Annotated in this window: 24 protein-coding genes; 11 read left to right on the top strand and 13 right to left on the bottom strand. The window is 64.3% G+C overall.

Features of this window, described 5'->3' with window-relative positions; genetic code table 11:
- Nucleotides 1–639 (bottom strand): DUF1345 domain-containing protein, encoded by a 639-nt coding sequence (locus BLR13_RS19400; protein ID WP_074820493.1) that lies wholly within the window; start codon nucleotides 637–639, stop codon nucleotides 1–3.
- Nucleotides 640–691: 52 nt separating this feature from the next.
- Nucleotides 692–1,612 (bottom strand): polyprenyl synthetase family protein, encoded by a 921-nt coding sequence (locus BLR13_RS19405; protein WP_074820491.1) that lies wholly within the window; start codon nucleotides 1,610–1,612, stop codon nucleotides 692–694.
- A 234-nt stretch (nucleotides 1,613–1,846) separates the two neighbouring features.
- Between BLR13_RS19405 and mtgA the strand changes: the two genes are divergently transcribed.
- The 3 genes from mtgA (at nucleotide 1,847) to BLR13_RS19420 (ending at nucleotide 3,672) form a co-directional block, all read left to right on the top strand.
- On the top strand, nucleotides 1,847–2,524 hold the full coding sequence (gene mtgA / locus BLR13_RS19410) for a monofunctional biosynthetic peptidoglycan transglycosylase (RefSeq protein ID WP_074820489.1): 678 nt from the start codon (nucleotides 1,847–1,849) through the stop codon (nucleotides 2,522–2,524).
- A 152-nt stretch (nucleotides 2,525–2,676) separates the two neighbouring features.
- A complete protein-coding gene (rpmF, locus tag BLR13_RS19415) occupies nucleotides 2,677–2,862 on the top strand; it encodes a 50S ribosomal protein L32 (RefSeq protein ID WP_027540899.1) in 186 nt (61 codons plus the stop codon).
- A 171-nt stretch (nucleotides 2,863–3,033) separates the two neighbouring features.
- Complete coding sequence (locus BLR13_RS19420; protein ID WP_074820486.1) at nucleotides 3,034–3,672, top strand: hypothetical protein; 639 nt, start codon at nucleotides 3,034–3,036, stop codon at nucleotides 3,670–3,672.
- A 28-nt stretch (nucleotides 3,673–3,700) separates the two neighbouring features.
- Here the strand turns inward: BLR13_RS19420 and BLR13_RS19425 are convergent, their stop codons facing one another.
- Nucleotides 3,701–3,988, bottom strand: coding sequence for a hypothetical protein (locus BLR13_RS19425; RefSeq protein ID WP_074820483.1), 288 nt, complete (start codon nucleotides 3,986–3,988; stop codon nucleotides 3,701–3,703).
- Nucleotides 3,989–4,217: 229 nt separating this feature from the next.
- On the opposite strand from BLR13_RS19425, the gene BLR13_RS19430 reads away from it, so the two are divergent.
- Entirely contained in the window at nucleotides 4,218–5,909 is a 1,692-nt protein-coding gene (locus BLR13_RS19430; RefSeq protein WP_074820481.1) for a bifunctional diguanylate cyclase/phosphodiesterase, read from the top strand.
- Nucleotides 5,910–6,046: 137 nt separating this feature from the next.
- Here the strand turns inward: BLR13_RS19430 and phaR are convergent, their stop codons facing one another.
- Complete coding sequence (gene phaR / locus BLR13_RS19435) at nucleotides 6,047–6,646, bottom strand: polyhydroxyalkanoate synthesis repressor PhaR (RefSeq protein WP_074820479.1); 600 nt, start codon at nucleotides 6,644–6,646, stop codon at nucleotides 6,047–6,049.
- 315 nt (nucleotides 6,647–6,961) lie between these two features.
- Here phaR and BLR13_RS19440 point away from each other — a divergent pair, with 315 nt between their 5' ends.
- From BLR13_RS19440 to yddG, 3 genes are all read left to right on the top strand, one after another.
- Nucleotides 6,962–8,140 (top strand): acetyl-CoA C-acetyltransferase, encoded by a 1,179-nt coding sequence (locus BLR13_RS19440; protein ID WP_074820477.1) that lies wholly within the window; start codon nucleotides 6,962–6,964, stop codon nucleotides 8,138–8,140.
- A 183-nt stretch (nucleotides 8,141–8,323) separates the two neighbouring features.
- Nucleotides 8,324–9,049: an acetoacetyl-CoA reductase gene (phbB, locus tag BLR13_RS19445; RefSeq protein WP_074820475.1), complete on the top strand. Its 726-nt coding sequence runs from the start codon at nucleotides 8,324–8,326 to the stop codon at nucleotides 9,047–9,049.
- A gap of 219 nt (nucleotides 9,050–9,268) precedes the next feature.
- On the top strand, nucleotides 9,269–10,141 hold the full coding sequence (gene yddG / locus BLR13_RS19450; protein WP_074820473.1) for an aromatic amino acid exporter YddG: 873 nt from the start codon (nucleotides 9,269–9,271) through the stop codon (nucleotides 10,139–10,141).
- A 90-nt stretch (nucleotides 10,142–10,231) separates the two neighbouring features.
- Here yddG and BLR13_RS19455 read toward each other — a convergent pair whose 3' ends face one another.
- From BLR13_RS19455 to gloB, 3 genes are all read right to left on the bottom strand, one after another.
- Nucleotides 10,232–10,912 carry a flavin reductase family protein gene (locus tag BLR13_RS19455; RefSeq protein WP_074820471.1) on the bottom strand — a complete coding sequence of 227 codons (681 nt, stop codon included), beginning with the start codon at nucleotides 10,910–10,912 and terminating at the stop codon, nucleotides 10,232–10,234.
- A 73-nt stretch (nucleotides 10,913–10,985) separates the two neighbouring features.
- Nucleotides 10,986–11,414: a cupin domain-containing protein gene (locus BLR13_RS19460; RefSeq protein ID WP_074831329.1), complete on the bottom strand. Its 429-nt coding sequence runs from the start codon at nucleotides 11,412–11,414 to the stop codon at nucleotides 10,986–10,988.
- 5 nt (nucleotides 11,415–11,419) lie between these two features.
- On the bottom strand, nucleotides 11,420–12,187 hold the full coding sequence (gene gloB / locus BLR13_RS19465; protein WP_074820469.1) for a hydroxyacylglutathione hydrolase: 768 nt from the start codon (nucleotides 12,185–12,187) through the stop codon (nucleotides 11,420–11,422).
- A gap of 222 nt (nucleotides 12,188–12,409) precedes the next feature.
- On the opposite strand from gloB, the gene BLR13_RS19470 reads away from it, so the two are divergent.
- Nucleotides 12,410–13,153 (top strand): methyltransferase domain-containing protein, encoded by a 744-nt coding sequence (locus tag BLR13_RS19470; RefSeq protein ID WP_074820467.1) that lies wholly within the window; start codon nucleotides 12,410–12,412, stop codon nucleotides 13,151–13,153.
- A gap of 67 nt (nucleotides 13,154–13,220) precedes the next feature.
- Here BLR13_RS19470 and BLR13_RS19475 read toward each other — a convergent pair whose 3' ends face one another.
- From BLR13_RS19475 to BLR13_RS19495, 5 genes are all read right to left on the bottom strand, one after another.
- Nucleotides 13,221–13,988 carry a DUF4167 domain-containing protein gene (locus tag BLR13_RS19475; protein WP_074820465.1) on the bottom strand — a complete coding sequence of 256 codons (768 nt, stop codon included), beginning with the start codon at nucleotides 13,986–13,988 and terminating at the stop codon, nucleotides 13,221–13,223.
- A gap of 490 nt (nucleotides 13,989–14,478) precedes the next feature.
- Nucleotides 14,479–15,369, bottom strand: coding sequence for a peptide chain release factor N(5)-glutamine methyltransferase (gene prmC, locus BLR13_RS19480; protein WP_074820464.1), 891 nt, complete (start codon nucleotides 15,367–15,369; stop codon nucleotides 14,479–14,481).
- Nucleotides 15,366–16,445: a peptide chain release factor 1 gene (gene prfA / locus BLR13_RS19485; protein WP_074820462.1), complete on the bottom strand. Its 1,080-nt coding sequence runs from the start codon at nucleotides 16,443–16,445 to the stop codon at nucleotides 15,366–15,368. Before prfA ends, prmC begins: the two co-directional genes overlap by 4 nt.
- A 52-nt stretch (nucleotides 16,446–16,497) precedes the next feature.
- Complete coding sequence (ptsP, locus tag BLR13_RS19490; protein ID WP_074820460.1) at nucleotides 16,498–18,765, bottom strand: phosphoenolpyruvate--protein phosphotransferase; 2,268 nt, start codon at nucleotides 18,763–18,765, stop codon at nucleotides 16,498–16,500.
- Between the two features lie 290 nt (nucleotides 18,766–19,055).
- Entirely contained in the window at nucleotides 19,056–20,309 is a 1,254-nt protein-coding gene (locus tag BLR13_RS19495; RefSeq protein ID WP_074820458.1) for an aspartate kinase, read from the bottom strand.
- A 174-nt stretch (nucleotides 20,310–20,483) separates the two neighbouring features.
- On the opposite strand from BLR13_RS19495, the gene BLR13_RS19500 reads away from it, so the two are divergent.
- From BLR13_RS19500 to BLR13_RS19510, 3 genes are all read left to right on the top strand, one after another.
- On the top strand, nucleotides 20,484–20,963 hold the full coding sequence (locus BLR13_RS19500; protein WP_074820457.1) for a PH domain-containing protein: 480 nt from the start codon (nucleotides 20,484–20,486) through the stop codon (nucleotides 20,961–20,963).
- A 2-nt stretch (nucleotides 20,964–20,965) separates the two neighbouring features.
- Nucleotides 20,966–21,736 carry a bifunctional 2-polyprenyl-6-hydroxyphenol methylase/3-demethylubiquinol 3-O-methyltransferase UbiG gene (gene ubiG / locus BLR13_RS19505; protein WP_074820455.1) on the top strand — a complete coding sequence of 257 codons (771 nt, stop codon included), beginning with the start codon at nucleotides 20,966–20,968 and terminating at the stop codon, nucleotides 21,734–21,736.
- A gap of 130 nt (nucleotides 21,737–21,866) precedes the next feature.
- Complete coding sequence (locus BLR13_RS19510) at nucleotides 21,867–22,766, top strand: EamA family transporter (protein ID WP_074820453.1); 900 nt, start codon at nucleotides 21,867–21,869, stop codon at nucleotides 22,764–22,766.
- Here the strand turns inward: BLR13_RS19510 and BLR13_RS19515 are convergent, their stop codons facing one another.
- On the bottom strand, nucleotides 22,767–23,207 hold the full coding sequence (locus tag BLR13_RS19515; protein ID WP_074831327.1) for an EamA family transporter: 441 nt from the start codon (nucleotides 23,205–23,207) through the stop codon (nucleotides 22,767–22,769).
- Between the last annotated feature and the right edge of the window lie 104 nt (nucleotides 23,208–23,311).

The raw sequence follows: 23,311 nt of genomic DNA on the forward strand, positions 1-23,311 counted from the left end.
CTAAATCGCACTGGCGGCGATATTGACCATCAACGCGACCAGCGCGGTGTTGAACACGAACGAGATGATGCCGTGCACCGTCGCGGTGCGGCGGATGATCCGGTCGGTGATCCCGACGTCGGACACCTGCGCGGTCATGCCGATCACGAACGAGAAGTAGACGAAGTCCCAATAGTCAGCCTCGTCATCCGCGTCGCCGCTCGGAAACTGCAGGCCGCCGGGCTTGGACCCGCGATAATAGTCATGTGCGTAATGCAGCGAGAACGCGGTGTGAACCGCCGTCCATGACAGTGCGATCGTAATCGTCGCCAGCGCCAGTCCAGGCCCGCTGCGGTTCGAGGCGCCCAGTTCGAACACGATAGCGGCGATACTGGCGAAGGCGCCGAGCGCGGTCACCAGCAGGATCAGGAAGCGGCCGTCATCCTGCAGCACCGCGTTGCGGCGGATGTGCGCGATGCCGCTGCGCAGCACCATGATGTAGACCAGCGCCAGATAGAACGAGACGAAGACGTCCCAGCCGACCAGCAGCCGGGTCACCAGCCGCAGCGAACCCGGCAGCAGGAAGAACGCGACGATGCCGATCGCCATCGAGATGAACGTGCGCGGCCGCGCATAGACCACGCGGAGCGGGACCGGCATTTTCCTGAACCGGTCGATAAACCCGTCGATGTCGTGCTTGGGGGTTGGCACGTCAGCTGTTGCGTTCGGCGACGAAGCGCGCCGCCGCCCGCAGCACGTCGCCCTTGGCTCCGAAGATCGACAGCGCCGAATCGGCGCGCGCCAGCAGGTCGCGCACGCGCTGCTTGGCGCCGTCGATTCCGAGCTGGGTGACGAAGGTGGTCTTGCCGAGGGCGGCGTCCTGGCCGGTCTGTTTGCCGAGGGCTGCGGCATCGCCTTCGACGTCGAGCAGGTCGTCGGCGATCTGGAAGGCTTCGCCGAGCGCGCGGCCGTAATCGTCGAGCGCCTGATATTCCCCAGGCGTGGACTGGCCGAGGATCGCTCCGGCGATGCAGCCATAGCGCAGCAACGCGCCGGTCTTCATCTGCTGCAGCCGCGCCACGTCGACCGGCTCGCGGTCGCCGAAGCGGCCTTCGCCGGCGAGATCGAGGATCTGGCCGCCGACCATGCCGCCGAGACCGGAGGCACGCGCCAGCGCGCGCGTCAGCAGCAGGCGGACGGTCGGGTCCTTGTGCAGCTCGTCGCGGGTGATGATGTCGAACGCCAGCGTCAACAGCCCGTCGCCGGCGAGGATCGCGGTGGCGTCGTCGGTCTTCTTGTGCAGGGTCGGACGTCCCCGGCGCAGATCGCTGTTGTCCATCGCCGGCAGATCGTCATGGATCAGCGAATAGCAGTGGATGCATTCGAGCGCTGCGCCGGCCAGCAGGGCGGCCTCGCGCGGCACGCCGAACACGGCAGAGCTTTCGACCACCAGAAACGGACGCAGCCGCTTGCCGCCGCCGAGGCTGGAATAGCGCATCGCGTCCATCAGCCGCTTCGGCCGCGCGATCTCGTCCGGTAGCAGCGTGTCGGACAGCAGCTTCGCCAGCAGGGCTTCGGTATCCTCCGCGGTCTGGTCCAGTCGTTTGGCAAAGTCGAAAGTCACGGTCGTCATCCAGAATGGCTCCAAGAACGGCTACACGAATAGCTACAAGAATAGCTCTAGCTCGATTTGGCCGGACAATCGTTGATGGCACGCCCGACGTCAATTCCGGCGAGGCGACGGAAACGCCTTAAAAGTGCTGGAAAACGCTCGAATTATCATGGAGATGTCATTTGCGTGGGGGCCTATTGATCGGCGGGCCTTGTTGATCGGTCCCCCGGCGGGGCCGAACCGGAAATATTCAATTTGCGCATTGTCCGAATTCTGGGGCTGATCCTGCTGGTGGCGCTGTTGCTGCCCTATCTGGTGACGCCGTTCTATCGCACCGGTCATCCAGTCTCGACGCTGATGGCCTGGCGCTGGCTCAAGGGCGCGCCGGTGTCGCGGCCATGGATCGATTTCAGCGCGATCTCACCCTATTTGCCGCGTTCGGTGGTGGGCTCCGAGGACGCCAAGTTCTGCAGCCATCACGGGGTCGATTGGGACGCACTGCGCGACGTCATGGACGACGCCGAGGACGGCGAGGTCACGCGCGGCGGCTCGACCATTACCCAGCAGGTCGCCAAGAACCTGTTCCTGTGGCCGGGCCGCAGCGTGGTGCGCAAGGCGCTGGAGCTGCCACTGGCGCTGTGGATCGACCTGGTGCTGTCCAAGCAGCGGATTTTGGAGATCTACCTCAACATCGCCGAACTCGGACCGTCCGGGCAGTTCGGGGCCGAAGCAGGCTCAGCCTACGCGTTCGGCCATTCGACCGCGACCCTGTCGGCGCGGGAGGCGGCCTTACTGGCGGCGATCCTGCCCAACCCGGTCAGGCGCAGCGCCCGCAATCCGGGCCCCGGGGTGCGCCGTCTGGCCGCGACCTATACGGCGCGGGCCAATGCGGCGGCGTTACAGCGCTGCTGGAGCGAAAATCGCGCATTTTGAGCCAATTTTCGGCCGCTTTAACCGCAACCTGGCCTAGCTTTACGCCAGCCCATCCTCTATAAACGCGGCCTTATCGGCATCGCAGCCCGCGCCAAGCGCTGGGCGGTCCTGATCAGGACGATGCCCTCCGACAACACCCCTAGAGGACCGTTATGGCCGTTCCCAGAAGAAAAACATCGCCCTCGCGGCGTGGCATGCGCCGCTCGGCGGACGCCCTGAAGAAGCCGACCTATGCTGAGGACAAGGATTCGGGCGAATTGCGCCGTCCGCACCACCTCGACCTGAAAACCGGCATGTACAAGGGCCGGCAGGTTCTGAAGGCCAAGAAAGAATCCTGAGCGGGAATCCCGAACGGGGCTCCTCGATGAGGAATCCTGATCGGGCATTGGATAAGTCGCCGTCGATGGCGGCGTCTGCCTGAATTCGGCCAACGAGTAGGGTAACGGTTCCCGTGGTGAAGCGCGACGCTTCGCCCGGGGACGGTCCGGTTTTCCTAGCAAGGCCTCGCCATGGTCGGTTTTCCGCTACTTCTGATTCCGCTCGCGATCTACAACATCATTGTCTTCCTGATGCCCGGCGTTTCCTTCACGGATCCACTGGTCAAGCTGACGTTGATGTCGGGCACCGAGTGGCCGCTGACGCTGAGTGACGTGCTGCTCGCGCTCGGCATCCTGCTTTTGATGTGCGAAATCATCAAAGGCGCGCGCCCCGGTGCCAAATATCTCACCGACCATCTGCTGTCGCTGATCGTGTTCGGCGCGGCCGCGGCCGAATTCGTGCTGTGGCCGAAATTCGGTACCTCGACCTATTTCCTCCTTGCCGCGCTGTCGATGGTGGATTTCCTCTCCGGCCTGGCGCTGCGCACGCGGCGCGGCGCCGTTGCGGCTGCGCCTGCGGTCTCCGGCAAGCGCGCGAGAGCACCCGAGCCGCCGGCTGCCGAACCCGCATTCGATCCCGCGCCGGCGCCAACGGCGGTGCCGTCAGCGCCCCCGGCGACCCCGGTCGCCGAATCCGTGCTGCTGGATCATTCCGAGCCGACATTCGCGCAACCCGCCGTCGTGCCCCATCCGGTGTCGCCGGAAGTGCCGTCACCGGGCCTGCAGCCGGGCAGCGGTTCACATCCCTCGCCGGACACGCCGCCGCGCTAAGCTGTTCTCAAGGGTCGGCTGACGTGATCTAGACGACTTGCCGCGTCCGGTAGCCGATGCCATGGCGCAGGGGCAGACGGGCGCCGTAGGCGGTCTGTGCATCGGCCAGCGAGCCGCGCCGCAGGCTGCGGGTCTGCGGTGCCTGCGCCTCGGTCGCGATCAACTGGGTGACGAAGCCCGGATCAGGCCGCGCGACCGGGCCTTTCGGCGTCCAGTGCACGGATTGGGTCACCGGCACCAGCGCGACACAGCGGGGTTCGTCGGCGCCCAATACCTCGCCGTCCAGTACCTGTTCTGATCGATCGACATCCAGCATCGCACACCGTAACCGGTTAACTGTCACGTTTTGGGACGATACGCCCCTTAGCGATCTGAGCCTCGCAAGGTCTATGCCGGTTGGTTGCTACTAGTTCCCGGCCGGTCCGGGAATGCTATGAAACGTGGTTTCCAGATTATTTATGAACTTTGCCTAGCCTGTGATTCGAAACAGCCAGTATCCTCTTGCGTGGGAATCATCCGGCGATGTCCCGAATCGAGGCGATCTGATGCCCCCTGTCCCGCAAGCTGCCAGTATCCTCGCCTCGCTCGGGCAGGCGGCGTTCGTCTGGGATATCGCGGCCGACACCATCGCCTGGAGCCACAATGCCGCCGCCGTCTTCACCGACGTTCCGGCACAGGCGCTCGCCAGCGGCGCGGAGTTCGCAAAACTGATTGAACCGACGCGGTCGATCCGCGTCGACGCGCTCGGCCAGTCGGCGCCGCCGCGGAGCGGGGAAGGGGTGGCCTACCGGATCGAGTATGGCGTGCGGACCACGACGTCGGCGCCCGTGATCTGGATCGAGGAAACCGGCTGCTGGTTCGCCGGTTCCGACGGCAAGCCGGCGCGTGCGCAAGGCATCGTCCGCGTCGACAATGAGCGCCACGCCCGCGACGAGCAGCTCTTAAGGCTGTCGCGCAACGATCCGCTCACCGGCGAACTCAATCGCACCCACCTGATCGCCGCGCTGGCCGAAGCGATCGAGGAAACCGCGCGCTCGCGCGCGTCCTGCGCCTTCATGCTGATCGGGATCGATCATCTGGCGCGCGTCAATGACGCCTTCGGCTTCGACGTGGCCGACGCCGTGATCGCCGAAGTCGGCAGACGGATTCGGGCGCGGCTGCGCGGCGGTGACGTGCTCGGGCGCTTCTCCGGCAACAAGTTCGGCCTGATCCTGCGCAACTGCACCATCGATGACACCAATGTCGCGGCCGAGCGCTTTCTCGCCGGCATCCGCGACGAGGTGGTGCCGACCGTGTCCGGACCGGTATCGGTGACGGCCTCGATCGGCGCGATCAGCGTGCCGCGTTTCGCGCGCACCGCCGACGAGGCCGTCAACCGCGCCCAGGAAACGCTCGATGCCGCCAAGCGCCGCCGCGCCGGATCGTTCTCGCTGTGGCGTCCGAATGTCGAGCGCGACGCCCAGCGTCGCGTCAACATCCGCGTCACCGACGAGATCGTGACCGCGCTGAACGAACGCCGGATCGTCACCGCGTTCGAGCCGGTGGTGGAGGCGCGTTCGCGGCAGCCGGCGTTCTACGAATGCCTGGTGCGGATGGAGCAGGCGGACGGCCAGGCGCTGCTGGCCCCCGATATCGTTCCGGTGGCGGAGCGGCTCGGTCTCATTCGACTGGTCGATCACCGCGTGCTCGAACTCGCGGTCGCCGAACTCGCGGCCGCGCCGAACGTTCAGCTCAGCCTCAACATCTCGCCCGACACCACGATGGACCCGGACTGGTCGACCACGATCGAGTCGTTGATGCAGGCGCATCCCGGCGTCGGCGAGCGGCTGATCGTCGAGATCACCGAAACCGTCGCGATCCAGGATATCGACGACGTCAGGGGCTTCATCACGCGCCTGAAGAATTTCGGCAGCCGGATTGCGATCGACGATTTCGGCGCCGGTTACACCTCTTTCCGCAACCTGCGCAAGCTCGGCGTCGACATCGTCAAGATCGATGGCGCCTTCGTGCAGAACATCGCCCGCTCGGCCGACGATCGCGCCTTCGTGCAGACGCTGATTGATCTCGCGCGCCGGCTGCAGATCAAGACGGTGGCGGAATGGGTGCAGGACGAGGAAGCCGCCGTCATGCTGCGCGAATGGGGCTGCGATTACATCCAGGGCCGCCTGATCGGCCTGGCCTCCCCGCAGCGGCCGTGGAGCGCGGCAGCCGAGACGGTGTTGCCCGCGGCGGGATAGCTCGAAAACGGTAGTGGTCGTCATGCGCGGCCTTGTGCCGGGCATCCGCGTCTTGATGTCTTGCAGCCCAAAAACGTGGATGGCCGGGACAAGCCCGGCCATGACGCCTCAAACGATACTGTGCGCGAGAAAGAGAACTACTCTTCCTTCTTCGGCTCTTTCGACATGCGCTCGAGGCGGTCCTGCATGTCCTTCATCTGACGGCGAAGGTCGTCGATATTGTCTTCGTCGGCCGCGGGTTCCGGCAGTTTTTCCGGTTCGAGCGCGACCGATCCGGCGCGCGGCGGCACGAACGGCTTGAACATCGAGAACGTCTGCTGGAACAATTCCATGTTGCGGCGGACATGTTCCTCGAGCGGCGCGAACGGCGTTCCGCTGAAGGTGTTGGTGAGCTGCTTGCGGAATTTTTCCTGCTCGCGCGTCAGCGTGTCGATCGACTGCTCCAGATATTTCGGCACCACCATCTGCATGCTGTCGCCGTAGAAGCGGATCAACTGGCGCAGGAACGTGGTCGGCAGCAGATTCTGGCCGGCCTTGTTTTCCTGTTCGAAGATGATCTGGGCCAGCACCGAGCGCGTGATGTCGTCACCGGTCTTGGCGTCATAGACGAGAAAGTCCTCGCCATCCTTCACCATCGCTGCGAGATCCTCGAGCGTCACATAGGTGCTGGTGCCGGTATTATAGAGCCGCCGGTTAGCGTATTTTTTGATCGTTGTAGGTTGGTCTGACTTTGCCATGGGCTCACACATACACACCGAGAGCGGGGAACCCGACGGCTTCGCCGGCGGGCAGACGAGCAGCGCAACGCAGCAAAGTAAGCATTTTCAATGCGGTTCGGCTACCGTTTTGTGCGGCACGGTTAATTCCAAGGCATGGAGACTGCTCTGGAAACCGCCAAGCGCGCTATTTTGAATGCGCCGCGGCGGGATTTTGACCTCTGGCCGATTGACACAACATCCGGAGGTTAACAGGATGGGCCCAAGAGACAGGCCCGCCATCCGGCCGCCCGCCGTCGAGAAACCTCAAGCCCCAAAACGTCAAAGGAGATGTCCATGTCAGACGATGTCGTCATCGTCAGCGCCGCCCGCACCCCGGTCGGCAGTTTCAACGGCGCGTTCGCCACCACCCCGGCGCACGACCTCGGCGCGATCGCCATCAAGGCGGCGCTGGAGCGGGCCGGCATCGAGCCGGGGCGGGTTTCCGAAGTCATCATGGGCCAGATCCTGACCGCGGCGCAGGGTCAGAACCCGGCCCGCCAGGCCTCGATCGCGGCCGGCATCCCGGTGGAAAGCCCGGCCTGGGGCGTCAACCAGCTCTGCGGTTCGGGCCTGCGCACCGTCGCGCTCGGCTATCAGGCGCTGCTCAACGGCGACTCCGAAATCGTCGTGGCCGGCGGCCAGGAATCCATGAGCATGGCCCCGCACGCCCAGTACCTGCGCGGCGGCGTCAAGATGGGCGGGCTCGAGCTCGTCGACACCATGATCAAGGACGGCTTGTGGGATGCCTTCAACGGCTACCACATGGGCAACACCGCCGAGAACGTCGCCCGCCAGTACCAGATCACCCGGGCGCAGCAGGACGAGTTCGCGGTCCACTCGCAGAACAAGGCCGAGGCCGCGCAGAAGGCCGGCAAGTTCAAGGATGAGATCGTCCCCGTCACCATCAAGACCCGCAAGGGCGACATCATCGTCAGCGACGACGAATATCCGCGCCATGGCGCCACCGTCGAAGCGATGGCCAAGCTGAAGCCCGCCTTCGAGAAGGACGGCACCGTCACCGCCGGCAGTGCGTCGGGCATCAATGACGGCGCTGGCGTGGTGGTGCTGATGACCGCCAAGCAGGCCGCCAAGGAAGGCAAGAAGGTGCTCGGCCGCATCGTGTCGTGGGGCCAGGCCGGCGTCGATCCCAAGATCATGGGCACCGGCCCGATCCCGGCTTCCCGCGCCGCGCTGAAGAAGGCCGGCTGGAACATCGGCGACCTCGACCTGATCGAGGCCAACGAGGCCTTCGCCGCGCAGGCCTGCGCGGTCAACAAGGATCTCGGCTGGGATACGTCCAAGGTCAACGTCAACGGCGGCGCGATCGCGATCGGCCATCCGGTCGGCGCTTCCGGCGCGCGCGTGCTGGTGACGCTGCTGCACGAGATGCAGAAGCGCGATGCCAAGAAGGGCCTCGCGACGCTGTGCATCGGCGGCGGCATGGGCATCGCGATGTGCATTGCACGCGACTGAACTAGAGGCAGATTGGCGCGTTGAATGATGAAAAGATCATCTGTCAACAATGGCGATTGCTGATAAATAAAATGCCCGGCCTCGCGCCGGGCATTTTACGTTTTGGAAGTTGTCGAAGATCGAATGCAGTCAAAAGACCGGGATAATTCCGGCTTATGAGGGACGACCAAGGAGGAGAACGACATGGCACGTGTTGCATTGGTAACGGGCGGTACGCGAGGTATTGGTGCGGCGATCAGCAAGGCGCTGAAGGCTGCGGGCTACAAGGTGGCGGCAAGCTATGCCGGCAACGACGCCGCGGCCGAGAAGTTCAAGGCCGATACCGGCATTCCCGTCTACAAATGGGACGTCAGTTCGTTCGACGCCTGTGCGGCCGGCGTCAAAAAGGTCGAGGCCGATCTCGGTCCGGTCGATGTGCTCATCAACAATGCCGGCATCACCAAGGACGGCGCCTTCCACAAGATGACGCTCGATCAGTGGAACGCGGTCATCAACACCAATCTCGGCTCGCTGTTCAACATGACGCGCCAGGTGATCGAAGGCATGCGGGCCCGCAAGTTCGGCCGCGTCATCAACATCTCCTCGATCAACGGCCAGAAAGGTCAGTTCGGTCAGGTCAACTATTCCGCCGCCAAGGCCGGCGATATCGGCTTCACCAAGGCCTTGGCGCTGGAGAATGCCAAGGGCGGCATTACCGTCAATGCGATCTGCCCCGGCTACATCAACACCGAAATGGTGCAGGCGGTGCCGAAGGAAGTGCTCGAGAAAAGCATCCTGCCGCTGATCCCGGTCAACCGCCTCGGCGAGCCCGAGGAAATCGCCCGCGCGGTGGTGTTCCTCTCCGCCGACGAGGCCGGCGGTATTACCGGCTCGACCATGACGATCAATGGCGGCCAGTACATGGTGTGATCGGCGTTCGTCGCTGATTTGCCAGCGATGTTAGAAAGTCGTCATGCCCGGGCAAAAGCGCGAAGCGCGTCTTCGCGCCAGATGTCCCGGGCATCCACGTCTTTACAACCGACAATGAGAACACCTGGATGGCCGGGAGCGCAGACAAGTGTACGTAGTCTGCGCAAAGCAGACTACTATGCCCGGCCATGACGGAAATGCTGACTGTTGCCTGAATTCATGACCTCCCGCACCGCCACGCTGATCGGACTGACTGCGATCCTGATGTGGTCGCTGCTGTCGGTCATGACGGTCGCGACCGGCAAAATTCCGGCGTTCCAGCTCGCGGCGATGACGTTTGCGATCGGCGCTGCCGTCGCCTTCGCAAGCTTCATCTTCCGCCCACAGGCTTTCGCCGCGCTGAAACAGCCGCCGCGGGCCTGGATCGTCGGCGTCGGCGGGCTGTTCGGCTATCACGCGCTGTATTTTCTCGCGCTGCGCTTCGCGCCGCCGGCCGAGGCCGGACTGCTGAATTACCTGTGGCCGCTGTTGATCGTGCTGTTCTCGTCGCTGTTGCCGGGCGAACGGCTGGCGCCGCATCACATCATTGGCGCGCTGCTCGGGCTTGCCGGCACGGTCTTGCTGTTCGCGGGCAACGGCGGCAGCGGCTTTGCACCGGGCCAGATTCCGGGCTTGGCTGCGGCCTTTGTCGCCGCCTTCGTATGGGCCGCCTATTCGGTGATGTCGCGCAAGCTCAAGGCGGTGCCGACCGATGCGGTGGCCGGTTTCTGTTTGGTGACCGCGCTGCTTGCAGCGCTCGTCCATGGCGCGGTCGAGACCACCGTGTGGCCGGAGACAACGGGGCAGTGGCTCGCGATCATCGCGCTCGGTGTCGGCCCGGTGGGCGCTGCCTTCTTTGTCTGGGACATCGGCATGAAACGCGGCGATATCCGCGTGCTGGGCGCCGCGTCCTATGCAACGCCGCTGCTCTCGACCGCGTTCCTGATTCTGGCGGGATTTGCCAAGCCGAGCGCGGCGATCGCCATCGCCGCGGTGCTGATTGCCGGCGGTGGCCTGATCGCAGCCAGGGATATGGTGTGGCGGAAATCTTAGAACCCGGTTCTGACCAGAACCGGGTTCTAATTTTTTGTTTGACGCGTTTTCTTTTCGCGAACCGGTCGCCACTTCGCTTGAAAACGCTTTTTATGCCGCCGGCTTCCAGCCCGGCGGCTTGTACATCGCTTCCGGAATCTGCCCCAACTCGGAACGTTGCAGTTTGTCCGGTGCCAGTCCGTAGAACCGCTGAAAGCTCATGATCAGCGGGCGCCATTTGTCGGGATCGATCCGGTTGGGCTCGCCTTCCATCATCAGGCCGGCATGCGCATGCACGCGGGTGACGCGCACCTCGATCGCCGAGAGATTTCCACGCCAGACGGCATCCTCCTGCGCCATCTCATGGACCTGCGCCACCCTGGCTTCGATCTGCACCGGGCATTCCAGCGCGCGCGGTACGGCAACCGTTTCGCCTGGCACCGGCGTCAGGCCGCAGAGGCCGAACTTGTCGCGTTCATGCCGATAGCCGCGCATCGTCTTGCCCGGCGGCACCGGGTCCGAACCGGTGGTGCGCGCCAGCAGGTCGACGGCGCCGACAAGGGCGGCCGACGGCAAATTGAGGACGCATTCGCCCGAGCGAATCATGTTCTCGGTGGTTTTGGAATTGCGCGCGAGCCCGAGCATGCAGCGCCAGCCGACCCACCATGCCGATGACATCGGCGCGAGGTTGAATGAGCCGTCCTCATTGTTCGAGCCGATCAGAACGACAGGCGTGCCGAAATAGAGAATCGCCGGCTCGATCTGGTGTGAAACGCCGAAAGTCCCGTGCATCTTCCGCTCCTCTTGTGAGAGCGGAAACTAGGCGCGGGTGGCTGCGAAACCCACCCGATTCCCGAATGCAGTTTTAGTGCGAAGGCGACCAGCCGGGTGCGGCCAATTCAAATTTTGCAAACTCGAATCCCGGCGCCACGGTGCAGCCGACCAGCGTCCATTCGCCGCTGCTCTGCGCCGCCTGCCAGGCGTGCGCGGGCACGACCGCCTGCGGTACTTCTCCGGCAACGAGATCAGATCCGAGCGTCACGCGGCGCTGTCCGCCGTCGTCGGCGATTTGCAACATCAGCGCGTCGCCGGCGTAATAGTGCCAGACTTCCACCGCATCGACGCGATGCCAGTGCGAGCGTTCGCCGCGTGCCAGCAGGAAATAGATCGCGGTGGAGCGCGAACGCCCGCTGCTGTCGACACTGGCGTCGCGAAACGTCTCGCGATAGTGCCCGCCTTCCGGATGCGGCTTCAGTTCGAGCCGCTTGATGATCTCGGCTGCCGCTGTCGGGATCGCCATCAGGACTTGTTCTTGCGTTCGCGCAGTTCGCCGAACACCTCGGCGGCGCCGGCGCCCTTCATGTGCAGTTTCACTGCTACGGAAGCATCGTCCGCGCGAAGGAACACGTTGGCCTTTTTCTCTTCGCCCAGCAGCACCGGGATCGTCGGCTTGTTTTCCGCGCGCAGCCGCGTCACTTCCGCGGCACGCGCCTGCAGTGCCGGATTGTCCGACTCGACGGTCAGCGCGAACTTGACGTTGGAGGCGGTATATTCGTGGCCGCAATAGAGTTTGAAATCGTCCGGCAGCGCGCGCAGCTTCAGCAGCGAATCCCACATCATCGGGTAGGTTCCCTCGAACACCCGGCCGCAGCCGATCGAGAACAGCGTGTCGGCGGCAAACAGCGCCTTCTCGCTGTCGAACACATAGGAGATGTGGTCGAGCGTATGGCCCGGCGTTTCCAGCACCCGCGCCAACAGGCCGCCGACCTTGACGACGTCGCCATGGGCGGCGCGCAGATCGACATTGGCGATCGAGGCTGTCTTGTCGTGCGGCGCCACGACGCGGCAATTGTATTTCCGCTTCAGTTCGGCGACGCCGCCGACATGGTCATGATGGTGATGGGTGATGAGGATATCCGTCAGCGCCCAGCCCTCGCGCTCCAGCGCCTTGATGATCGGGGCGGCTTCCGGTGCGTCGATCGACGCGGTAGCCTTGGTCGCGGGATCGTGGATCAAATAGCCGAAATTGTCGCTGAGACAGGTGAAAGTACGAATTTCCGCGGCCATGATCACTCCGTAAGTAAGGCGGTTAACCCGCTTATTAGAGCGTTTTCAAGCGAAGTGGGAACCGGTTCGCGTAAAGAAAGCGCGTCATACAAAAATCCGGGGCCCGGTTCTGATCCAATCACAACCGATCAGGCTCCGGGCTCAGAAATATGGCGTTAACGCTCACACGGCAATGCCAATTTCGGCGCGCCGTAACGAAACCTGCCGTGTTAGATTGCGCCCATGACCATCGACGTCATCGATCTCCGTGACTTCTATTCGCGGCGCCTCGGCATTGTGGCGCGGCAACTGATCAACCGTGGCATCCGGGCGCGCTGGCCCGATGCCGAAGGTCTGCGCGTGCTCGGGCTCGGCTATCCGACGCCCTATCTCGGGCTGTTTCGCGAGGACTCCGAGCGCTGCATCGCCTTCATGCCGGCGGCGCAGGGCGTGCTGAAATGGCCGACCGCGCGGCCGGCGCTCGCGACCCTGATCGACGAATTTTCAATGCCGCTGCCGGATGCCGCGGTGGACCGCATCCTGCTGGTCCACTCGCTGGAAATGTCCGACGATCCGGAGCGATTGCTGCGCGAGGTATGGCGTGTGCTGGCGCCGTCCGGGCGCCTGATCGCTGTCATCCCCAACCGCCGCGGCGTTTGGACGCGCACCGACAATACGCCGTTCGGTCACGGCCGGCCCTATTCGCGCGCGCAGATCACGCAATTGCTGCGGCAGACCTGGTTTACGCCAACGGCGTGGGGTGAGGCGCTGTTCTTGCCGCCGGTCGGAAAAGGCTGGTTCCTGCGTTCGGCGATGGCGTGGGAGCGCCTAGGTGCGGCGCTGTCGCTGCCGTTCGCCGGCGTGCATATCGTGGAAGCGACCAAGCAGGTCTATCGCGCGATCCCTGCGCACCGCGAACGCACGCGGCTGATTCCGTCGCTGCCGCCGGTACTGGTGCCGTCGTCATCGACGACGGCGAGGGGATAAAAAAGGCGGGCACGCTTTCGCTGTGCCCGCCCCTGGATTGCTGAACGCCTGTCGGCGATCGCGCTATTTACTCATTTCCCGGATTGAAATCTTCGCTGGGCGCGGCCGGTGCGGCCATGCCTTCGGGGCGCGGGCCGTGCGGCCGGCGACGACGGCGCGGGAAACGTTCGCCGCCGGCATTGCCCTCGAAGCCGGGGGCGCCATTCACCTGCGGCTGCGGGCCGGTGATGAAGGACGGCAGGCGATCGACGCCGCCGGTGTCGGCGATGACGGGCTGCGGCTGCGGTTGTGGCTGATATTGCGGCTGCGGACGATGCTCGCGGGGCTGATGCTGTTCGCGCGGCGGCTGGTCGCGATAGGGCTGGCCCTCGCGCGGCTGGAAGTCGCGTTGCGTGTGGTCGCGCTGATTGTTTTCGCGCGGCACGAACGGCTGCGGCTGCTGCGGAACGAAGCCGGGCTCCTGGCCGAAATTGGAGAAGCTCTCGCCCTCGTCCTCGCCTTCGTCCGTCGAAGGCATTTCGTTTTCGGTGCGCGGCTGCGGCTGATTCTGCCGGAACTGCTCCTGGGCGGCTGCGATCAGCCGGAAATAATGTTCGGCGTGCTGGTAGTAGTTCTCGGCAGCAACCGGATCGCCCGAGGAGCGCGCATCGCGCGCGAGCTGGACGTATTTTTCCGCAACGTGGGAGGCGGTGCCACGGATCTTGATGTCGGGTCCGTTCGATTCGAACACCCGGGTCATCGGGTTTTGACCGCGCCGGTTATTATTATTGTTGTTGTTACTATTGTTGTTGTTATTCCGGTTACGCATCCGCTTGTTATTCTGACCGTTTCTCATGTCTCGCCTTTATTCCAGCCCTGAAAGTTATGCAGTTGCCGTCGTAGCCTCATCCGATTTCGCGCGCGCCGAGGCGCACCGAATCGCGATGCCGTTCAATTTCATGTCGTCGGTTTCGCCAACCATCGCGTTCAACAAAGACGCGTTCCCCAACCGCCGGCGTTCACTGCCAGCCGGACCAAATCATTCAGCCTGCCACAACCAGCCTGGTCATCAAGCATGACGTCTTCGCGTGGCGGTTTGTTGCGTAAGTCTTCAAGCGCAAAATCAGGCTTTCGTTCGCTTTGCGGTCGAGAGCAGCACAGCTTCAGCCATTGCGCTCAATTGGACCTGCGTTTTGGAACCTTTCACCCGGCGGGCTCTCGTTTCGAGAACTCTGGCCTCACCCGTGACATCTTACGGGGCCAGTAACCCTGGACCGATGCTGTGAGCGGAACGTAGTCGCTCCCGGGCAATATTCCAAGTGGTTTTTTTTCGTTCCAATAAGACTTTATCGGGGCATTTTGCGGCCCGCGACGGCCCTCGGAATGCCCGCCAGATCGGCTTTCGGGCCCCCTGTGGGCGCCAGGCCGGCCAGCCTCATCAAACCGTTAATGGGGCCGCTTTGGCCCTCACCGGCCTCCACAACCAGGGCGGCACCCGGTGCCAGAAGACCGGCGGCCTGCGGAATCAGCGCCCGATAGGCGTCCAGCCCGTCGGCGCCGCCATCGAGGGCTGCGCGCGGGTCGTGGTCCCTGACCTCCACCGCCAGACCGGCGATATCAGCTGCGCGAATATAGGGCGGGTTCGACACGATCAGGTCGAACGGGCCGGACAGTCCGGTCGCGAAATCGCAGGCGATGAACGTCGCACGCGGTGCGAGCCCGGCGCTGATCGCATTGGCGGCGGCGGTTTGCAGCGCCTGCTCCGAGATATCGGTGCCGAATCCTGCCGCCGCGGGCAGTTCCGACAACAGCGCCAGCAGGATTGCGCCCGACCCGGTGCCGAGATCGGCGATCCGCAGCGGTTGATTGGTGGCGCCGTCGGCACGCAGCAATTCCAGCGCCAGTTCGACCACGGTCTCGGTATCCGGTCGCGGCACCAGCGTCGCCGCCGACAGCCTGAGCGGCAGTCCCCAGAATTCCTTCTCGCCGACAATGCGTGCGACCGGCTCGCCCGCAAGACGACGGCGCGCGCAGTCCTCGAGCCGCGCCGATTCATCCTCCGTGAGCCGCCGCTGCGCCGATGTGATCAACCCGGTGAGATCGAGGCCGAACACATGGCCGACGAGCATCCGTGCATCGAGTTCGGGAGATTCGATCGCGGCTGATTCGAATCGCGCGGTGAGCGCGCGCCGCGCGGTTTCGACGGTTTGTCCGGCGAAGGAGTAGCTGGCGCTCACGCCGTCGCGCCTTGGGCGGCGAGCTGGGCGGCCTGATGTTCCGTCGTCAGCGCATCGGTCAGTTCACCCAGGGCTTCGCCCGCGATCACCTGCGGCAATTTGTAGAGCGTCAGGTTGATGCGGTGGTCGGTGACGCGGCCTTGCGGGAAATTGTAGGTACGGATGCGCTCGGAGCGATCGCCGGAGCCGACCTTCTCCTTGCGTTCCGCGGAGCGTACCGCGTCGATGCGTTGTTGCTCGGCGTCGTAGATCCGCGAGCGCAGGATGTTCATCGCGGAGGCGCGGTTTTTGTGCTGCGAGCGGCTGTCCTGCATCATCACGACAATGCCGGTCGGGATGTGCGTAATGCGGATCGCCGATTCCGTCTTGTTGACGTGCTGGCCGCCGGCGCCCTGTGCGCGCATGGTCTCGATCCGCAAATCGTCGCTCTTGATGTCGACGTCGACGTCCTCGACCTCGGGCAACACCGCAACCGTCGCCGCCGAGGTGTGAATGCGTCCCTGGGTTTCGGTGTCGGGCACGCGCTGCACGCGGTGCACGCCGGATTCGAACTTCAGCTTGGCGAATGCGCCGCGGCCCTGCACCTCGGCGACGATTTCCTTGTAGCCGCCCATGGTGCCCTCGCTGGCGGAAACCACCTCGACCTTCCAGCCCTGCAAGGCCGCGAACCGCTCGTACATCCGGAACAGGTCGCCGGCGAACAGCGAGGCCTCGTCGCCGCCGGTGCCGGCGCGGATTTCCAGCACCACGTTGCGGTCGTCCATGGCGTCCTTGGGCAACAGCGCCACGCGGATTTTTTGCGCGAGTTCGTCGACCTGCGCCTGCAAGGTCTCGAGCTCGGCCTCCGCCATGCCGCGCATATCGGGATCGGCGGCGGAATCCGCCAACAGGGTTTTGGTGTCCGCGATCTCGGCCAAAGCGGCGCGATAGGCTTTCACCGCGTCGATCAGCGGATTGAGCTCGGCGAGCTCGCGCGTGATCTGGACGTATTTTTCGGAACTCAACTGGCCCAGCAGTTCGGCCTCGAGCGAGGCGTGGTGGGCGAGCAGGATATCGAGTTTGGCTTCGGGTAACATGGCGGTGGTCTCAAGCGGCGGATAAGGGTGGCGTCGTCGGGCGAGAGCCTCGCTACAACGACAGCCCCTCGGCTTCCGCGAATTCCGTCAGCTTCTGCCGGATCGAGACGCTGCCGGCCGGCGCGTCGAGCAACGGCATCAAGACAGCCTCGGCCTTTTTGGCATCGAGGTCGAGAATCAGCGCCTTGACCGGCCCGTGTCCGGTGGCGGACATCGACAGCGAGCGATAGCCGAGCGCGATCAGCGCCAGCGCGCCGAGCGGCTTGGACGCCATCTCGCCGCACAGCGAGGCCGTCTTCTTCGCGGCATTGGCCTTGCGCACGATATCGCGCAGCGCCCGCAGGATCGGCGCCGACATGGTGTCGAACCGTTCGGAAACCTTTGCGTTGCCGCGATCGACCGCGAACATGAACTGGAACAGGTCGTTGGAGCCGACCGAGACGAAGTCGACCTTCTTGAGGATTTCGTCGAGCTGATAGAGCAGGGCCGGGACTTCGATCATGGTGCCGACGTCGATGCGCTCGGGCAGGGCATGGCCATGCTGGCGCAGATAGGTCAGTTCGCGCTCGACGATGGCTTTGGCCTGGTCGAATTCGGCGACTTCGGAAATCATCGGAAACATGATCTTCAGCGCGCGGCCGCCGCCGGCCCGCAGCAGCGCGCGAATCTGGCCGCGCAGAAGTCCGGGCCGGTCCAGCCCGAGCCGGATCGCGCGCCAGCCGAGCGCGGGATTTTCCTCGATCACCGTTTCCATATAGGGCAGCGCCTTGTCGCCGCCGATATCGAGCGTGCGGAACGTGACCGGCTTGCTGCCCGCCGCGTCGAGCACGGTGCGATAGAGCGCGAGCTGGTCCGAGGTGCGCGGCAGGCTCTGGCCGACCATGAACTGCAGCTCGGTGCGGAACAGCCCGATGCCGGCGCTGCCGGTGTCGTCGATATGCGGCAGGTCGATCACGAGGCCGGCATTGATCATCAGTTCGACCGGCTGGCCGTCCTTGGTGATGCAGGGCTTGTCGCGCAGCGCCGCATATTGCGCCTGACGCCGCGCCCTGAACCGTACCCGTTCGGCATAGGCCGATTCGATCTCGGCCGAAGGACGCACATAGATCGATCCCGAGGTGCCGTCGACGATGATGGCGTCGCCGGGATCGGCAATGCCAGGCGCGTTCGCGATCTCGCCGACGGCGGGAATGCCGAGCGCGCGCGCCACGATCGAGACGTGGGAGTTGGCGGTGCCTTCCTCCAGCACCAGGCCGCGCAGCCGCTTGCGGTCGTAGTCGAGCAGCGCCGCCGGGCCCATCGCGCGCGCGATCAGGATGGCGTTTTCCGGCAATTGCTCGCGCGACGGTGCGTGGTCCTGGCCGACCAGTTGCCGCATCAGGCGGTGGCCGAGATCCTCGAGGTCATGCAGGCGGTCGCGCAGGTACGGATCGGTCGAGCGCAGCATCCGCGCACGGGTATCGGATTGCACGCGTTCGACGGCGGCTTCGGCGGTGAGGCCGGTGGCAACCGCTTCATGCAGCTTGTGCGACCAGCCGTGGTCGTTGGCGAACATGCGGTAGGCTTCCAGCACCTCGCGGTGTTCGCCGCTCTCGGCGACGTCGCCGCGCTCCAGCATGCGGTCGAGGTCGGCGCGCAGCTTGGTCAGGGCCGCGTCGAGCCGCTTGATTTCCTTCGGCAGGTCTTCGGCAATGTAATTGGTGATGACGACGCGCGGCTCGTGCAGCACGACATGGCCGAGCGCGATGCCGTCCGACAGGATCGCGCCGGTCTTGTGCAGGGAGTGCCGCGCCGCGGGCTCGGCGCCCGGCTGCGCCAGCGCCGCCAGTTCGCCGGAGGCGATCATCTCCGCCAGCACCATGGCGGTGGTCTGCAGCGCCTCGACCTCTTCCTCGACATAGGTGCGCTTGGCGCGGTTCTGCACGACCAGCACGCCGAGCGTGTTGCCGGCGCGCAGGATCGGCACGCCGAGGAACGAGTGGTAGATTTCTTCGCCGGTTTCCGGGCGGAACGAGAACGCCGGATGGCTATGCGCGTCGGACAGATTGAGCGGCGTCGCCTCGCTGGCGACGAGGCCGACGAGGCCTTCATGCGCGCTCATGACGGTTCTGTGCACGGCGTCGCGGTTCAGACCTTCGGTGGCGTAGAGTTCGAGCGTGTTATCGACGCGCAGCACATAGGTCGAGCAGACCTCGGCCACCATGTTGGCCGCGATCAGCACCACGATCTTGTCCAGGCGCTCCTGCGCGGAGACCTGCTCCGCCATGGTTTCGCGGAGCCGTCTCAACAAGACGCGGGGGCCTCCCGACGCGCTCCGCATGTGCTGATACCCTCCCCGCAAAGCCAGCCCGCCGGGTCGCCGGTAGCTGGCGTAAAACGCACAAAAAACAACAATTTTAGTCATTCGGCGCCGCCGCAGGCCCCTGATCCCGGCGAATCGGGATCGCCAAAACTGTGGCACAGTTTGCGGCAGCCCACCTATCAGGCCGTATAGCCAATCAAGGCTCGCTTTGCCAAGCAAAACGCCTGCCAGAAGCAATAACGTCTGTGTCAGCACAATGCTGCGGTAGCGAAGCGCATCCGATGCGCGAAAACCGGGGAAATATCGTTCTAGGTTTTGTCGAGCCCGTAGAGCGTATGCAGCGTGCGCACCGCGAGTTCGGTATAGGCGGCGTCGATCAGCACCGAGAACTTGATCTCGGAGGTGGTGATGGCGCGGATGTTGATATTGCGCTCGGACAACGCCTTGAAGGCCTGGGCGGCGACGCCGGCATGGCTGCGCATGCCGCTGCCGATCACGGAAACCTTGGCGACGTCGGTGGCGCTGTCGAGCCGCGCATAGCCGATCTTGCCCTTTGAGGCGGTAATGGTGTCGCGGGCGCGGTTATAGTCGGAGGCCGGAACGGTGAAGGTGAGGTCGGTGGTCTTGCCGTCCTCGGAGACGTTCTGGACGATCATGTCGACATTGATGTTGGCATCCGCGAGCGGCCCGAAGATCGAGGCGGCCACACCCGGCTTGTCCTCGATCTGGCGCACGGAAATCTGGGCTTCGTCCTTGGAGAAGGCGATGCCGGTGACGACGTGGCTTTCCATGATTTCCTCCTCGCTGCAGATCAGCGTGCCCGGCGGCGTGCCGTGCGGGTCGATATCTTCGGGCTCGTCGAAGCTGGAACGGACGAATATCGGCATGTTGTGCACCATGCCGAGTTCCACCGAACGAACCTGCAGCACCTTGGCGCCCTGCGAGGCCAGTTCCAGCATGTCCTCGAACGCGATCTTGTCGAGCCGCCGCGCCTTGGGAACCACGCGCGGGTCTGTCGTATAGACGCCATCGACGTCGGTGTAGATATCGCAGCGGTCGGCATGGAGCGCAGCCGCGATCGCCACCGCCGACGTGTCCGAACCGCCGCGCCCGAGCGTGGTGATTCGGTTGGTCTGCGGATTGATGCCCTGGAAGCCGGCAATGACGGCGACTTCCTGGCGATCCTTGAAGCGGTGGATGATCTCGGTGCCGTCGATCTCGAGGATCCGCGCCGAGGCGTGGGCGTCCGAGGTCCGGATCGCGATCTGCCAGCCCTGCCAGGAACGGGCCTGAATGCCGATCGCCTGCAGCGCGATGGCCAGCAGCCCGGAGGTGACCTGCTCGCCGGACGCCACCACGGCGTCATACTCGCGTGCGTCATGCATCGGCGAGGCGTCGCGGCACCATTCCACCAGTTCGTTGGTCTTGCCGGACATGGCCGACACCACCACGGCGACGTCATGTCCCGCGTCGACTTCGCGTTTGACATGCCGCGCGACGTTGCGGATTCGATCGATATTGGCGACGGATGTACCGCCGAATTTCATCACGAGGCGGCCCATGACGACGCGTGCATTCCCTGTGAGGATAAGTAAGGTGACCCGCACGGAAATTGGAGCGCCCGGGCCGAAAGCGGCGTATACATAGCGGCGCGCTCCGGGGCAAGCAACCGGGCAGGTTTTCACCCCGGAATCGGCGTAAATTACTGTAGTGGCGGGTTAATTCAGGACGGGCGTATGGGGCGTTATATCGACGAAATCCTGCAACCCGGCGAGAAGGTGCTGTATTCCACCAATGCGCACTGGATGTTCTACCTGCCGGCCATCGCGGCGTGGGCCGTGGCCGTGGCCCTGCTGATTTTCTCCCGAACGGTAACCGCCGACGCGATGACGCTGGTTTGCCTCGCGCTGGCGGCGATCGCCGGGCTTGCGGCGCTGTACTGGACGGCAACCGCATGGTTCCATCGCTGGACCACCGAGACCGACGTCACCAATATGCGCGTTGTCCACAAGACCGGCTTCATCAAGCGCCGCACCTTCGAGATGAGCCTCGACAAGGTCGAGAGCGTCGACGTCAACCAGAGCATCCTCGGCCGCATCATGAACTACGGCGATGTGACGATCCTCGGCGTCGGCGAAGGCAAGGAAACCATTTCAACCATTGCGTCGCCGCTGGCGTTCCGCAATGCCATCACCGCACGACCGGTGGGCGCATAAACATGGCCATCCAGCATAATCCTTCTGCAAATCCCTCGGGCGTATCGGGCAGCACGGTCGACCCCGCCGAAGTCGCGAAATTTTCAAAATTGTCCGACGAGTGGTGGGATCCCAAGGGCAAGATGGCCCCGCTGCACAAGATCAACCCGCTGCGGCTGACCTATATCCGCGACGCCGCCTGCCGCAAGTTCGAGCGCAACGTCAAAAGCCTGAATTGCCTCTCGGGGTTGCGCATCCTCGATATCGGCTGCGGCGCCGGCCTGTTGTGCGAGCCGTTTACACGGCTGGGCGCGCAGGTGATCGGCATCGATCCGTCGGCGACCAATATCGCCGCCGCCAAACTGCATGCCGACAAGGGGCACCTGTCGATCGATTACCGCTGCACCACGGCCGAGGAGATGGACGTGCGCGAGCGCTTCGACATCGTGCTGGCGATGGAAGTGATCGAGCATGTCACCGATGTCGGCGCGTTCCTCGCCCGCTGCACGGCGATGCTCAAGCCGGGCGGCTTGATGGTGGTCTCGACCCTGAACCGCAACTGGAAGAGCTTTGCGCTGGCGATCGTCGGCGCGGAATATGTGCTGCGCTGGCTGCCGCGCGGCACCCATCAATGGGACAAGTTCGTCACCCCCGACGAACTGGCGCAGCACCTCGCCAACAACAAGCTCACCATCACCGATCAGGCCGGCGTGGTCTACAACCCGCTCGCCGACAAATGGAGCGTCTCGTCCGACATGGACGTGAACTACATGGTGGTGGCGGAGGGGATTTAACGTTCCTGTCGTCCCTGCGCTCAAGGGACGGCGATGGCAAACCGCATCCCTGTCATGCGCAGGCCCCGTTGACCGCGTTAGCCGTGCCCGGCACGGTGCGTCACCTTACCTGCCGGTAACCTGTTCCCCCATGTTCTCCATCGCCACGCTCTGGATTCCCTTCACCATCATCGCTGCCCTCGGGCAGGTGGCGCGCAATGCGATGCAGCGATCGCTGACGGTACCGCTCGGGACCTGGGGCGCGACCAATATCCGTTTCCTGTTCGGCTTTCCGTTCTCTGTGATTTTCTTCGTGGTCGTGGTGGCCGTGACCGGCGATCCCATTCCGTGGCCGACGGCGGCGTTCTGGCCGTGGCTGCTGCTCGGCGCGCTCTGCCAGATCGTCGCCACCGGCATGATGCTGCTGGCGATGAACGACCGCTCGTTCGTGGTGACGACGGCTTACTTGAAGACCGAGGCGATCCAGACCGCGATCTTCGGCTTCATCTTTCTCGGCGATCATCTGACCGTGCTGAAGGTGATCGCGATCCTGATCGCGACGGCAGGCGTGGTCATTGCGGCGCTGCGCCCGGGCGCCGAAAAGGGCTTTGCGGATATGAAGCCGACGCTGCTGGGCCTTGCCGCCGCCGCGGCGTTTGCGCTGTCGGCGGTCGGGTTTCGCGGTGCCGTGATCGTCGTGCCCGGCGTTACCTTCGTGACGGCGGCGTCCTATACGCTGGTGTTCGGCCTGTTCGTGCAGACGTTGGTGCTGACGATCTACCTGCTGGCGCGGGCGCCCGAGGTGCTGAAGAAGATTCTCCGGCTGTGGCGGCCCTCGATGTTCGCGGGCTTCATGGGCGCGTTCGCCTCGCAGTTCTGGTTCCTGGCATTTGCGCTGACGGCAGCCGCCAATGTGCGCACGCTGGCGCTGGTCGAGGTGCTGTTCGCACAGGCCGTGGCGTATTATTCGTTCAAGCAGCCGCTGTCCGCGCGTGAACTGGCCGGCATCGTGCTGATCGTGGTCGGCGTGGCGCTGCTGGTTTCGGTGTAATCAACGCCTGATGACGATGATGACGGCGCCGGCGGCGATCAGCGCGATCCCGAGCCAGCCGCTCATCGACGGGCGCTCGCCGAGAAACACCACGCCGAACAGCGCCACCAGCACCACGCTCAGCTTGTCGATCGGCGCCACCAGCGTCGCCGGACCGAGTTTCAGCGCCCGAAAATAGCATAGCCACGACGCGCCGGTGCCGAGACCGGACAGCAGCAGGAAAATCCATGTCTTGGTCGAGATCGGACCGGTCTGGCCGAGCTTGCCGGTGGCAAACAGGATCAAGGCCAGGCTGATCAGCACGATCACGGTGCGGATCAGCGTCGCGAGATCGGAATTGATGTCCTCGACGCCGATCTTGGCGAAGATCGCGGTCAGCGCCGCGAAGACGGCCGAGAGCACGGCCCAGGGCAGCCAGGAGGGGAAGGTGTCCGGGCTCATGTAGGGGTCCTTCAAATGGATCAAGTCGTCATTGCCTGCAACAAACGCGAAGCGTTTGTGCAAGGGAGCGAAGCGACGAAGCAATCCATTCTTTCTTCTTGCGG

The organism is Bradyrhizobium ottawaense, from assembly GCF_900099825.1.
GTDB classification, from domain to species: Bacteria; Pseudomonadota; Alphaproteobacteria; order Rhizobiales; family Xanthobacteraceae; genus Bradyrhizobium; species Bradyrhizobium ottawaense_A.